The 13,473-nt window shown below is 43.3% G+C and carries 10 protein-coding genes; 8 read left to right on the top strand and 2 right to left on the bottom strand.

Annotated features, from left to right (window positions below):
* Window positions 1-3: 3 nt before the first annotated feature.
* Together malF and malE are read right to left on the bottom strand one after the other, a co-directional pair.
* On the bottom strand, window positions 4-1,578 hold the full coding sequence (gene malF, locus R7Q46_RS02495) for a maltose ABC transporter permease MalF (RefSeq protein ID WP_005375273.1): 1,575 nt from the start codon (window positions 1,576-1,578) through the stop codon (window positions 4-6).
* A gap of 79 nt (window positions 1,579-1,657) precedes the next feature.
* Window positions 1,658-2,836: a maltose/maltodextrin ABC transporter substrate-binding protein MalE gene (gene malE / locus R7Q46_RS02500; RefSeq protein WP_005375272.1), complete on the bottom strand. Its 1,179-nt coding sequence runs from the start codon at window positions 2,834-2,836 to the stop codon at window positions 1,658-1,660.
* Window positions 2,837-3,508: 672 nt separating this feature from the next.
* On the opposite strand from malE, the gene malK reads away from it, so the two are divergent.
* The 8 genes from malK to R7Q46_RS02540 all read left to right on the top strand — a co-directional run bounded on the left by malK (window position 3,509) and on the right by R7Q46_RS02540 (window position 13,464).
* Window positions 3,509-4,627 (top strand): maltose/maltodextrin ABC transporter ATP-binding protein MalK, encoded by a 1,119-nt coding sequence (gene malK, locus R7Q46_RS02505; protein WP_005375271.1) that lies wholly within the window; start codon window positions 3,509-3,511, stop codon window positions 4,625-4,627.
* 423 nt (window positions 4,628-5,050) lie between these two features.
* Window positions 5,051-6,451: an undecaprenyl-phosphate glucose phosphotransferase gene (locus tag R7Q46_RS02510; RefSeq protein WP_318077270.1), complete on the top strand. Its 1,401-nt coding sequence runs from the start codon at window positions 5,051-5,053 to the stop codon at window positions 6,449-6,451.
* 10 nt (window positions 6,452-6,461) lie between these two features.
* The gene (locus R7Q46_RS02515) at window positions 6,462-7,667 is read left to right on the top strand and encodes an outer membrane beta-barrel protein (protein ID WP_258469936.1); all 1,206 of its coding nucleotides are present in this window, start codon (window positions 6,462-6,464) and stop codon (window positions 7,665-7,667) included.
* Window positions 7,668-7,679: 12 nt separating this feature from the next.
* Complete coding sequence (locus R7Q46_RS02520) at window positions 7,680-8,213, top strand: polysaccharide biosynthesis/export family protein (RefSeq protein ID WP_005375265.1); 534 nt, start codon at window positions 7,680-7,682, stop codon at window positions 8,211-8,213.
* A gap of 15 nt (window positions 8,214-8,228) precedes the next feature.
* On the top strand, window positions 8,229-10,409 hold the full coding sequence (locus R7Q46_RS02525; protein ID WP_171342490.1) for a GumC family protein: 2,181 nt from the start codon (window positions 8,229-8,231) through the stop codon (window positions 10,407-10,409).
* Entirely contained in the window at window positions 10,387-11,196 is an 810-nt protein-coding gene (locus tag R7Q46_RS02530) for a putative capsular polysaccharide synthesis family protein (RefSeq protein WP_005385848.1), read from the top strand. The genes R7Q46_RS02525 and R7Q46_RS02530 overlap by 23 nt, the downstream gene beginning before the upstream one ends.
* A gap of 2 nt (window positions 11,197-11,198) precedes the next feature.
* A complete protein-coding gene (locus tag R7Q46_RS02535) occupies window positions 11,199-12,251 on the top strand; it encodes a glycosyltransferase (RefSeq protein WP_238967434.1) in 1,053 nt (350 codons plus the stop codon).
* Complete coding sequence (locus R7Q46_RS02540) at window positions 12,217-13,464, top strand: O-antigen ligase family protein (protein WP_169628852.1); 1,248 nt, start codon at window positions 12,217-12,219, stop codon at window positions 13,462-13,464. Before R7Q46_RS02535 ends, R7Q46_RS02540 begins: the two co-directional genes overlap by 35 nt.
* Window positions 13,465-13,473: the final 9 nt, after the last annotated feature.

Raw genomic sequence — 13,473 nt, forward strand, 5'->3', positions numbered from 1 at the left:
TCCTTAGTCCTGAGCTACTTTAGTTACGCGTAGGTTGATAAGTGCCAATGCGCCAACCAATAGGAAGATAAGCGTTGCTACTGCACTTGCTAGACCGAAGTCTTGACCACCAGCACCTTCGAATGCGATTCGGTAGGTGTAACTTACTAGCAGGTCGGTGTAACCCGCAGGCTCTGATGTACCAATCATGTTTGGACCACCGCCAGTCAACAACTGGATAAGTACGAAGTTGTTGAAGTTAAATGCAAAACTCGCGATCAACAATGGTGTTAACGGCTTCAACATCATTGGTAGTGTGATACGTGTGAAGTTCGTGACAAAGTTCGCACCATCAATTGCTGATGCTTCATATAAATCGTCTGGAATCGCTTTTAGTAAGCCCATACACAAAATCATCATGTAAGGGAAACCAAGCCAAGTGTTCACAATTAAGATCATGGTTTTCGCCATGAACGGGTCAGAGAACCAAGCCGGGCTAATGCCGAACAAGCCTTCCAACAACATGTTGATCTCACCAAAGCTTTGGTTAAACAAACCTTTAAAGATCAAGATAGAAATAAACGCCGGAACTGCATAAGGCAGGATTAGCAACAAACGGTAAACTGAGCGACCTTTAAGTGCTTCCCACTGAACCACACTGGCAAGGACAAGACCAATAACAAGCGTAAACAATACGGTTAGCGCAGAGAAAACAATGGTCCAGATAAAGATACTGATAAACGGCTCTTTGATACCATCATCTTTCCAAACACGCTCAAAGTTGTGGGTACCAATGTTCACCACGAAACCTGGTGACACTGTGCTACCAACAAATTGACCGTTTTCATCGACAGGTTGGTAGTAACCTACTTCCATATTTGGACGTAGCGTTTCTTCAGTCCGGTTGTTGTAAAGCGTTTCACCATCTTCTTGTAATGTGTACAAAGGTACAACTGCAGCAAATTTGCGCAGCCCACTCATGCGGATATCATCACCACTTGGCAAATGTAAATCGACACTGCTCAACGCACTGCGGTTCTTAACAATCGCCTTGATTGATTCTTTTTCACCCGTTACTTCTTCAATTGGTGAAAGATCAAACTCCGATGCTGAAAGGTTATCAAGCTGAAAAGTCGGGCTTGCAAGTAGCTCACCATCTTTTTCAACCACAAGTTGATGGCCTTGCTCCGTTTTATACAAAGTGAACGGGTAGCTATCACCACTTTGGTAAGTTCGGTCCAAAAGTACGTTCTGAGCGCGATCAAAAGAGAGTTGGTTCTTCGCGCTATAGTTGGTAAACGCCAAACCTATGGTGTACGCCAAAGGAAAAAGAATGAAAAGGATCATCCCTGCTATACCAGGGTAGATGTAACGGTGTGCGTACGTCTTTTTGCTACCAAAGATGAACAACGCTAAAGCGGTAAGAATGAGCGTAAGTAGTGCAAACGCAATCTCACCGCGAGAATACATAAGGATTGTTGCGTAGCCATTGATGATGCCGACTGTGCCTAAAAGTGACCATTTCATGAACACTTTTTTGCTGCTCGGAAGGCTGGCTTCTGGTGCTGTCATAGCATTTGTACCTTGAACTGACTGCATAGGGAACCTGCTAGCGAATATAGAATAAATATAGAAAAGTAAGGAGGAGTTGCCTCCTCCTTAAAAAGGTCTTACTTAATTATTTAGTCATTTGTTTTTCTGCATCTGCAAGAGCTGCATCGACAGTTTGACGACCGTCAACTACGTTGATGATTGCGTTCTTAGCCGCACCCCAGAATGCGTTCATTTGAGGGATATTTGGCATGATTTCGCCGTTCATCGCGTTATCCATAGTCGCAGCGATACGAGTATCTGAATCTAGTTCACGTTGGAACGAGTTAAGCGCTACCGCACCTAGAGGCTTATCGTTGTTAACCATACGTAGGCCATCGTTTGTTAGTAGGTAGTTCTCAATGAACTCAACCGCTAGGTCTTTGTTTGGAGACGCAGTGCTGATACCAGCTGTTAGAACACCAACGAATGGCTTAGAAGATTGACCTTGGAACTTAGGTAGCGTAGTCACGCCGTAGTTAACGCCTGACTTCTCAATGTTGCCCCAAGACCATGGACCGTTGATCGTCATCGCTGTTTTGCCTTGGTTGAACGCAGATTCAGACACGGAGTAATCCATATCCGCAGAGATTACGCCTTTATCAACTAAGCCTTTTACGAAGCTCATTGCGTCTTTAACGCCTTCTTTCGCGATACCAGCGTCTTTAACATCGTAACCTTCAGAAGTGTATTTGAACGCGTAGCCGCCATCAGCCGCCATTAGTGGCCAAGTGAAGTACGGTTCTTTTAGGTTCCACATGATTGCAGACTTGCCATCTTTTTTAAGTTTTGCATCTAATGCTGCAACCTCTTCCCAAGACTTTGGTGGGTTTGGAACTAGGTCTTTGTTGTAGATTAGAGATAGAGACTCAACCGCAACTGGATAGCCGATCAATTTGCCGTCGTAACGTACTGCATCCCAAGCGAAATCAACGATACCTTCTTGAATATTCTTAGAAGGTTTAATTTCTGCTAGCAGGCCAGCTTCTGCGTAACCACCGAAACGGTCGTGAGCCCAGAATACGATATCAGGACCGTCGCCAGTCGCTGCAGTTTGAGGGAATTTGTCTTGAAGGCCATCTGGGTGAGCCACAGTCACTTTAATGCCTGTGTCTTCTTCAAATTTCTTACCAACTTCAGCAAGGCCGTTGTAGCCTTTATCACCGTTGATCCAGATAGTAAGTTGTCCTTCTTCGATGGCAGCATTAGCACCAAAAGAACCCAAAGCAACAAGAGTACCTAGTGCTACAGCGCTTAACTTTTTCATGTTCGTATCCTTTTTATATTTTTGATGTAGGGCTAGTCCATTGAGGTTCAGCCGTATTTCGACATATATCATCTGAAATAATCCAATATGTCTCATCCTCCTAATCCCTACGCCCTTACAATTATGACGTATTTTCGTGATCTAAATCGCCAAGGGTAAGAGACTCAAATCACAAAATGGATAGTTCCTGTGATCGGTTTCAACTTTAGGTGGTGCAATAATGTGATTTCCGACCAACTGCTTTCTTCCTCCTCCTTTTTTACTCCTCCCTTTCTACTCCCCCTACAATTATTTCTATTAGGAGGATGTCGCACTACGCACAATCTTAGAAACTGCAGTCATCCAAGAGTGGATGGTAAGAACCCTTTCCCAGCAGTGCCTACGTATTAGGAAAAAGATTTGCTGGTTTTGCATTGCCAGACGAGTGGAATGTCATTATTAGTGTTGTTTGTGGTAATTATTTCACGGGGGAGACAATACGAATAATGTGGGGGAGAGAAACTCGTACTTGGCTATGATGGGTAGCACTTCTATTCAGGACATTTTATTGAAGTGCTACCCTACTTTTCTTACCAACCGCAAGAACTTACCGATTCCTACTGTTACTGCTCGCTAGATAATTCATATAATGATGAGCGGTGAATAATAAAAAATTGATCGAGGACGAGCTACATGGCGAGTGTCACGTTAAAAAATGTTTGTAAAGCGTATGGCGACGTACTGATTTCTAAGAACGTAGACCTAACAATCAACGAAGGTGAATTTGTTGTTTTCGTAGGTCCATCAGGTTGTGGTAAATCTACCCTTTTACGTTGTATTGCCGGTCTTGAAGACATTACTTCAGGTGATTTGTATATTGGTGACCAGCGCATGAATGACGTCGAACCATCCAAACGTGGTGTTGGTATGGTATTCCAGTCTTACGCTCTTTACCCGCACCTTAACTTATATGACAACATGTCATTTGGCTTGAAACTAGCAAAAGCAGACAAAGCAGAAATCGACAAGCGTGTTGAACAAGCAGCAGAAATCCTACAACTAGGCCACTTGCTTGAGCGCCAACCAAAAGCACTTTCTGGTGGACAGCGTCAACGTGTGGCGATTGGCCGAACATTGGTATCGCAGCCAAATGTATTCCTTCTAGACGAGCCACTATCAAACTTGGATGCGGCACTGCGTGTAAACATGCGTGCACAAATCACGAAACTTCAGCGCCAACTTGGTTGTACCATGATCTACGTAACGCACGATCAGGTAGAAGCGATGACAATGGCAGATAAAATCGTTGTACTAGACGGCGGTTATGTATCGCAAGTTGGTAAGCCGCTTGAGCTTTACCATTACCCACAAAACCGCTTTGTAGCTGGCTTTATCGGTTCTCCGAAAATGAACTTCATGAGCGTATTCATTGATGAAGTAGAAGCAGAGCGCGTCAAAGTTCAACTATCTAACGGCGTATCTTTCTGGATTCCGGTGGATGGTACAACAGTTAACCGCGGCGACCGAATGTCTTTAGGCATTCGCCCTGAGCACCTATTATCCGCTTCTGAAGCTGATGCAAGTATTCACGGTGAAGTGATGATTGTTGAGAAGCTAGGTAACGAAACTCAAGTATACCTAAACCTAGAAGGTGCGGACGCGGACGTTATTTTCCGTCAGCCTGACACGCTCGCAGTCGATACCGGCGATAAAATCGAGATCGGTATTCCAGCACACCGTTGTCACCTGTTCCACAGTGATGGTCGTGCATGCCGCCGCCTATACAAAGAAAACGGCGTAGAAGTCGAATAATTCATTCGTCCTGATTCACAATAAATCCCTCTCACTAGAGAGGGATTTTTTTATCCTAATAAATATAAGTAATTCGATACTAAATCATTAATCGTTAACGAATAAGATCACCCGTTTCTTCTACCTTCACATAAACCATTGTCTTTGTACTGATACTTCATTTTTAATACTTTTCCTCATTCCTCATAAGTAAGTACCAGCTTTTTCCTAACCCGCCAAACTTAGCCAAAGGGCTAAATATCATTCTTATTTCCACTTACCTCAACAACGCAAATTTTTACACTTATCAACGAAATTACACGTGACAAAAAACTCAGCAGCATTCCACAGAATGCTCTGTGCACTAACTACTAATAACGTTCACGACACGGCAATTGGGGAAGACACCCAAGGGCGGTAGCGTGTCAGAAGGGAAACTGAGTCATGAAACAAAAAGGACTTATCCGCTCTCATGAGATGGAGTTCGCTTTTTTATATCGCATCTCAGATCTTGCTGTCATCGTCTCTTTTATGCTGCTTTTAGTGTTCAAAGACATGAATACTGCGATGGGGAAAGATTACGTCATATTGGCTTTCGTTGGAGGCATCTCCTTTCTATTTATGGCAGAAAGCGGCAATCTTTATCGCTCTTGGCGAACCAGTTCGTTTAAAGAGCAGATGTTTATTGTCTGTGTTGCTTGGGCGGTGACTTCTGCACTTATCTTTATTGTGCTGTATTTTTCTGAAGTCCATACCTTATTTGATAACACAATTTTAGCGCTGTGGTTTGCGATTACGCCCGCTCTGCTTTTAGCATGGCGAGTAACATTCCGTACCGGATTAGCCTATTTGAGAAAAAAAGGATTCAACACTCGCACTGCGATCATCATCGGCCAAACTCCTCACGGCATTACCCTAGCTAACGAAATTCAAAACCACACAGAACACGGCGTGCTTTTTGATGGCTTTTACGACGAACGATCTTCCGACAGATTGCCAAATTCTGATTATCCTATTAAAGGAGCTGTTGGCCACGCCCTTGAGCGAGCTAAAAAAGGGGAAGTAGATTACGTCTATATCGCGATGCCAATGCACGCAAAAGAGCGCATTGCGTCACTTCTTAACCAATTCTCAGATACCACCGCAAATACGTATCTGATTCCCGACTTCTTCACTTATAACCTTTTACATTCTCGTTGGGCGCAGATCGGCCAAGTTCAAACACTAAGTGTCTTTGATACACCTTTTGCTGGAATTTCTTCTTGGGTAAAACGGTTTGAAGACATCTTGTTTTCGAGCATTATTTTGGTCTTAATCGCCCCTATTCTATTCGTCATTGCGATTGGCATTAAGGCAACGTCTAAAGGCCCTGTCATCTTTAAACAACATCGTTACGGTCTTGATGGACGCAAGATTGAAGTCTGGAAGTTCCGTTCAATGACAACCATGGATCAAGGTTCCAACGTGAAACAGGCGACAAAGAACGATCCTCGTATTACGCCTTTTGGCGGATTTCTACGTCGCACCTCTTTGGACGAACTGCCTCAATTTATCAATGTACTGCAAGGGACCATGTCTATTGTTGGTCCACGCCCTCATGCCGTGGCGCACAATGAAGAGTATCGCCAGATTGTTGACCGATACATGCTACGTCACAAAGTAAAACCAGGCATTACTGGCTGGGCGCAAATTAATGGCTATCGCGGCGAAACAGACACCTTAGAAAAAATGGAAAAGAGAGTCGAGTTTGATTTGGATTACATCCACCACTGGTCGGTTTGGATGGACATCAAAATCATCTTTATGACCGTTTTCAAAGGCTTCACTGGTGCTAACGCTTACTAAGGTTAAGATTATGAAGAAACTGACAATGGCAATAACATTGAGTCTGTTTTCTACTGACTTGCTCGCAGAACCGATGGCTTACCAAACCGAGTCTGGTATAGAGTTGATTCCCCTCGTAAAAACTTTCTACGAGGGAGATGACAACATCAATAAAGCGGAAAAATCCGGCAATGTAGAATCGGTCAATATTTGGGGTATAGAACCAAGCTTACTAGCACGTATAGAACGGAATCGCTATCGCGCAGATATTTTATATAAGTTAAAAGCTGGCTTTTCATCTGACGATCGCAACGACTTCGACGACCACACTTTTCAGTTTTCCAACTTTTTCGAATTTAATCATCGTCATCGTTTAGTGGTTGATTACCGTTTTCGCGCCCAGCATGAAGTTCGAGGAGAAGATATTACCGAAGGTAATGGTAGCGCAATCGACTCACCAATAGAGTTCAACCGTAACGATGTAAAAACCAATTATGTCTTTGGATCTAACGGTGCCAAAGGCAGACTCGAATTCGGTTTAGGCTATAGTGATAAAACCTATCAAAACTATCGTGACGGCTTGCCTGGGGGCCCAAACGCTAAAACTAAATACAACGATTTTCGAGCTCCCAATGCACATTTGGAGTTCTATTTAAGAGCGACGCCAAGAACCTATTGGTTAGTCGGAACAAACCAAATCGTAACCGAGTATCAGCACCGAAATTCTGCGCAGCCATCGAAAGATAACAACACCAGTTTCTATTACACCGGTGCCGAATGGGAAGTCACAGGAAAAACCAAAGGCATCGCTCGACTCGGTTATCAAATCAAAGATTTTGACAGCGCTCAACGAGAGACATTTAAAGGCTTTAGTTGGGATATCGGCTTTGAATGGTTGCCTCAAGAACAAACTCTAGTCAGCGTGAAAACCACTCAAGCGGCGGTTAACCCCGATCAAGATGGCGATTACAACCTACAAACTCGTTACCGACTGAACCTGAAGCACGATTGGAATAGTTACCTTGCAACTCGCTTAGGTGCTGTTTATCAACAAGATGATTACACGGGAATCTCCAGAAACGACGATCGGTACACTCTATCTTTTGGTATCGATTATCAGATCAAACGTTGGATACAGCTGCAAGCCGATTGGCAATACCAAGATAAAAACTCTAGCCGATCGGATTATAGCTTCGAACAAAATATTTGGACTTTAAGCGCACAGTTTTCTCTGTAAAAAGGATTATTAATGAAGGCATTCATCAAATTCATGAGTGTAGCGTTGTTGCTATTTAGCACTTTGGTCAACGCTGACTCAAACGAGGAAGATTACTTACTCGATACTGGCGATACCATTTCCGTGCAGGTCTATGGTGAAGAAGATCTTACGATTAAAAATATTCTAATAACGTCAGATGGCTACTTTGATTACCCCTACCTTGGCCGAATTAAAGCAATCAAAAAAACACCAAAACAACTCAAGTACGAAATAGAAACGGGCTTAAAAGGCGATTATCTCATCAATCCAAAAGTGATGGTCACCATCAATAATTTTCGTCTGTTTTACGTTAATGGCGAAGTCAGGAAGCCTGGTGGATTTGAGTACCGTCCAGGATTAACCATAGAGAAGGCCATCGCTCTAGCAGGCGGCTTGACCGACAGAGCCTCACGCAAAGGCATTAACCTCACCAAGCATAAAACGGGTCAAACGATGGAAGGGGTCAGTATGCACCGCAACGTTGAACCTGGTGACATTGTATTTATTGACCAGAGCTTCTTTTAAGTGACAGGGAATCAAATGAACGGGACTCATCCAAATAATCTCCAGATGAACAAAGTAGAACTGATTCGTTTTGGCCATCACTTCAAAGCGATTAAAAAGAATTGGCTAAGCATCGCAGCATTCACGCTTCTGTTCTCATTAACTTGTACTTGGTATATCTACTCCAAAGCATCGATATACCAAGCTACAGCTACGCTACTCATCCAAGAGGAGCAAAAAAGCGCCCTTTCAATCGAGGAAGTATATGGCGTCGACACGACAAAAAAAGAGTACTTTCAAACGCAAATCGCCATTTTAAAATCGAATCATATTGCAGATAAGGTCATTAGAGAGCTGAACCTCACCCAATTACCTGAATTCACAAGCTCAGGGGGGTTAAATAAAAAAATCGACCAAATAAAGTCGATTCCTTTTGTTCAAGACCTACTGAATGTGGCACCAAGCCCAAAAGAAACCGCCCAGTTTTCAGAGTCCTATTATCAGGCACTTCAAGCTTTCAGAAGTAAACTCGATATTGAGCCAGTACGTAACACCCAATTAGTCAGAATTCGCTTTCGTTCTACCGATCCTAAGCTTGCGACGACAATCGCCAACGCGGTCGGCCAAGCCTACATTGACGCAAATTTTGAAGCCAAATTGGTCGTTACACAAAATGCGGCTACTTGGTTGACAAATAACTCTCAAAAATTGGAGGAGCGATTACGTAACTCGGAGCAAGCGCTGCAAGAATTCTTGTTAAAAGAAGGGTTGATCGATATAAACGGTATTGATGAAATTTACGCAAATGAGCTAGAAGAACTCACTCGCAAGCTGAATATCGCTGTTAATAAGCGTATTGAAGCGCAGACGTTAATCCAATTGTTACGACGTAAATCTTCGCAAAGTTTAGACAGCTTGTTGTCAATTGATGAATTCGCTAATCAAGCGCAAATCCGCGATCTAAAATTGTCGGAAGCACAGGCAGCCAAAAATCTCTCTGAACTGGCACAGCGCTACGGACCTAAACATGATCGAATGATTCAGGCGAAAGCGCAGCTTGCTGAAATTCAATCTAGAACCCAGCAACTCATCCGTGACATTTCCTTCAGTAAGCAACAAGACCTTCTTGCTGCAAAAGCGCAAGAGGACATGCTTCGCGCAGAACTCGATAACAAAAAGTCAGACTTCCAATCGTTAGGGTCACAAAAAGCGCGTTACGAACAGTTAAAACGCGAGGTTGAATCCAATAAGGCACTCTATGAAGCGTTCTTAAATCGTGAGAAAGAGACCAACGCCACCAGCGACTACAAGAATGTCACTGCTCGCTTTACTGATAAAGCCATCATTCCTCTATTCCCGGTGGCACCACAACGAATCAAACTGGTACTAATTGCCACCTTTTTTGGCTTTGCCATTGCTTGCGCTCTAGTCATCATCTTAGAAACGATGCGAGAAGTTATCCGAAGCACAGCCGATGTGCAGGAAAAACTTGGTGTTACGTGTTTAGGTGTGATTCCTATGGTCAAAAAACGCAATTTGCGTAAAAACGGCGTCAGTTATACCGCGTATTTAGATGATGAAGAAAAGCTATTTAGTGAAGCTTGCCGCTCCGTCAGAACCTCGCTTCTGCTCAGATTAACCAACACGAAGCAAAAGATATTGCCCTTTACCTCTGCTATTCCAGAAGAAGGAAAAACATCAACCAGTATCAATATGGCGGTGTCGTTTTCAAAAATGGAAAAGGTATTGATCATCGACTGCGATTTACGTCGACCTTCCATAGCAAAGCGATTCGGTATTGCTGAATCAAGCCCTGGCTTAACGCATATCCTGACGATGGATACGCCAATCAAAGATTGTGTTACACATATAAAAGAAGCCAACTTAGATGTATTACCGGCTGGCCTAATTCCGCCAAACCCACAGGAATTATTGGCTTCTGATCGCTTTAAAAAGTTGCTCGAACATTTTCAAAATAAGTATGACCGGATCATTATCGATACACCGCCCCTACTGTCAGTGAGTGACGCACTTATTCTTGGTCAGTATGCCAATGGTCTGATCACCGTCATTCGCTCAGAATCAACAAAATCATCACTGGTTAACCTTGCGTTATCCAAACAAATACAACACTCAGTTCCATCTCTTGGCGTCTTAATCACACAAGCCAAGGCCAAGGAAGGAGAGACGCTTTATGTCCAGAAATACGCCTACTAACGTAAACCTATCTTGGTACCAAACGTTGAAAAGCCAAGAACAGCCGGTATTGATCTATCAAATGGGCAAAGTAGGTTCGAGTGCATTAGAGCATTCCATTCCTGACTCGATTCACTTGCACGACCTTATGACCGTCGATGCGCAAAAACAAATATCCCCCGTTAGAGCGCAATTGCATAAGCCTCAGATCAATGCGTTAAAGCGACGACTAAAGCGTATAACGATGAGCCATATGTTAAAGCGCAAAAAAAAAGTTCGAATTATCTCGCTGGTGCGTGAACCGATCGGACGAAATGTCTCAATGTTCTTTCAAGCACTTCCTTTTTGGATGGCGGACAAATATCTAAAGGATGACAGCGCAATACGTACCGAACGACCTCAATTACTCCAAGAAGCATTTGATAAGCACATGAATCATCAATATGCGCTGCAGTGGTTTGACAACGAGATCAAACAACTAACAGGGATTGATGTGTTTAACGAGTCTTTTAATCACGAAGTAGGCTATCAAACATACCATAACAATAACTTCTCACTGTTGGTCATTCGAAGTGACAAGCTAACGAAGGCTAACTCCGCAGTTGAAGACTTTTTAGGTTACCCCGTGGATGTTGTTTATGAAAATCAATCAGACAACAAATGGTACTCGCCACTAATGAAAGAATTCAAAACGCAATTTCAACCTACACCCGAGTACGTTGAAGAAATGCTGAATTCTAAATTGACGAAGCACTTTTTCTCAAATGCAGAAATCACCGACCTTAAACAGCAATATCTGACCAATTAATCATGAAAACCAAGATTCTACATATTATTAATGATCTTTCTCAGAACGGTGGTGCTCAGAAGTTCTTAGTCGACCTTGTTTTAGAACATAAGCCTGAATACGAAATCAAAATTTTGGTCTTGTGTGATGAAAATGATTACTTACCAATGCTATCCGCCCAAGGGATAGAGTGTTTTAACTGGCGCACATTGTCATTGAGTGAGAAATTCTCTTTGCTGCGTTGGCCGGATGTCGTTCACGGGCACCTCTACCCTTCCATTTACCTAGCGCTATTGGCGGTAGGTAAAAAACGAATCCAGACTGAGCACTGTTCTTATAACCGTCGACGTGACTATCCGCTGTTTAAGTTCATGGAATACGTCTTATATTGGGGCCACGACTTGACGGTCAGTATTAGTGAAAAAGTACAAGATGAACTGGTGAAGTTCATGCCTCGCTACCAACACAAATATCACGTGGTGCACAATGGCGTTGATTTAAAAAGGTTTTCTATGACACCAAGATTCGCCAGCCACCTAATCGACAAACCAGTTATCAAGATTGGAATGGTGGGCCGACTTCACCAACATAAAGATCATGAAACGCTTATCCAAGCACTTATCCATTTACCAAGACGATACGAACTCCACCTTGCGGGAGATGGAGAAAAAAAATCGTCACTGCAAGCATTGGCAACAAAAATCAACGTCGCGCAACGTGTTCACTTTCATGGCGTAGTTTCTGACGTTCCAGCCTTTTTGAACGACATGGATATTTACGTGCAATCGTCGCACGTCGAAGGCTTTGGCTTGGCGGCGGTTGAGGCCATGGCAGCAGGCTTACCCGTATTATCATCGGACGTACCTGGTTTGGATGACGTCACCGGACGTGCCGAATATTTATTTCAAGTTGGTAACGCCACTGAACTGAGCCAAAAAGTTCTCCAGCTGTGTGAAAGTGTTGAGCGGTATGACGCTGCAAGTCAATACTCAGTCAATAGGGCCTCTCTCTACACCATCGATAAATTTCGTGAAGGTTACTATGGAATCTACCAGCAGCTTTGCGCCAACAAATAGTTCCGTGCCATCGAGCCATCGCGCCTCATTGCTTGCAGCATGCCTATTAGCATTGTTCTTTATTCCTATGAAGTTTCGTGCTGGAGGAATAGCGCTAGCCCCATCTGACATCGCAAGCCTTTTGTCCATTGGTTTTACTGCATTAGTGGTATTGGAAGGAAAAGCTGAAAAACTCATGCATCCCTGTATGGGGTTCCTCATATTGTTCACTGGGTATGTGTTCATAAATGGTCTGCTAAATCGCGTCCCTTTAATGCCGCTAGTTATAGAAACTGTGCAATGGTTAGCGATTTTGTGCCTACTGAGCCTAATGTACGCCTATGGCGTGTTTGATGACGAACGGGTAATGGTTTATTTCACGTATCTGTTGTTTTTCATCTGTACGCTCGTTGCCTTATGGCACTTTGCTCAGGGCTATCAAAGCGGGTTTAAGTTACTCGGGGTAAGTAAATACGGGTTCGGTGTACTGTGCTCGCTACTGTACCTTTATCGAGATAAAATTCGCGCTTTCCACCTTTTGATGCTCGTAGCTTTAGTATTACTGGTGTTGTCACAAGAAAGAAAAGCGCTACTTGGTTTTTGTCTGCTTTTCTTCTTTGACCAACTGCTCGTAAAAAACTTAATGAGAAAATCGCTCAGCGAAACGTACACGTGGACAATTTTATTAGCTTTGAGCTTCATTGTGTTTACTGCCGTCACAACCACACTCTACGTTGGGTTTGAAACGCTAGCAGACACATTGGAAATAACCCAAGAAGACGTCTTATTTGCCAACCAAAGTGAAGCCCGCTGGGTATCGAATCTTCATAGAAAACTTTTACTTGCCAATGGGCTAGATATTTTACTTCAACACCCAGTGTTAGGTGTCGGCGCGAAAATGTTACCCAACTTTATGATCAGTTACTTTAACTATGATGAGCTGGCGATCTACACCCACAACTTTGTGTTAGATACCGCAATTGAATACGGATTGCTTGGTATCGGTCTGCTGTTTGGTGGTTATTTTCTTTTTATTCGCTTTTGCTTCCGCAGCCTTAATGAAAACAGAAAAAGCCTATTACTTGCGATATACGCCCTCATCATGGTGTTTTTCGTTGCGGTAAACACCACCATAATTTTAATACTCTTGTTACCCGTCATGATCAGCATGAGCAACGACTCACGGGCCATTGCTCATACTTTTCCGGTAAACCATCACCACGAATATGAATAATCAAGGATA

It is taken from the genome of Vibrio sp. 811 (assembly GCF_033339195.1).

Bases quoted from the DNA above. Each gene is read 5' to 3' on its own strand.
- malK (WP_005375271.1), top strand. From the start codon at position 3,509: ATGGCGAGTGTCACGTTAAAAAATGTTTGTAAAGCGTATGGCGACGTA.
- R7Q46_RS02520 (WP_005375265.1), top strand. From the start codon at position 7,680: ATGAAGGCATTCATCAAATTCATGAGTGTAGCGTTGTTGCTATTTAGC.
- R7Q46_RS02515 (WP_258469936.1), top strand. From the start codon at position 6,462: ATGAAGAAACTGACAATGGCAATAACATTGAGTCTGTTTTCTACTGAC.
- malF (WP_005375273.1), bottom strand. From the start codon at position 1,578: ATGCAGTCAGTTCAAGGTACAAATGCTATGACAGCACCAGAAGCCAGC.
- R7Q46_RS02540 (WP_169628852.1), top strand. From the start codon at position 12,217: ATGGAATCTACCAGCAGCTTTGCGCCAACAAATAGTTCCGTGCCATCG.
- R7Q46_RS02530 (WP_005385848.1), top strand. From the start codon at position 10,387: ATGTCCAGAAATACGCCTACTAACGTAAACCTATCTTGGTACCAAACG.
- R7Q46_RS02510 (WP_318077270.1), top strand. From the start codon at position 5,051: ATGAAACAAAAAGGACTTATCCGCTCTCATGAGATGGAGTTCGCTTTT.
- R7Q46_RS02525 (WP_171342490.1), top strand. From the start codon at position 8,229: ATGAACGGGACTCATCCAAATAATCTCCAGATGAACAAAGTAGAACTG.
- malE (WP_005375272.1), bottom strand. From the start codon at position 2,836: ATGAAAAAGTTAAGCGCTGTAGCACTAGGTACTCTTGTTGCTTTGGGT.
- R7Q46_RS02535 (WP_238967434.1), top strand. From the start codon at position 11,199: ATGAAAACCAAGATTCTACATATTATTAATGATCTTTCTCAGAACGGT.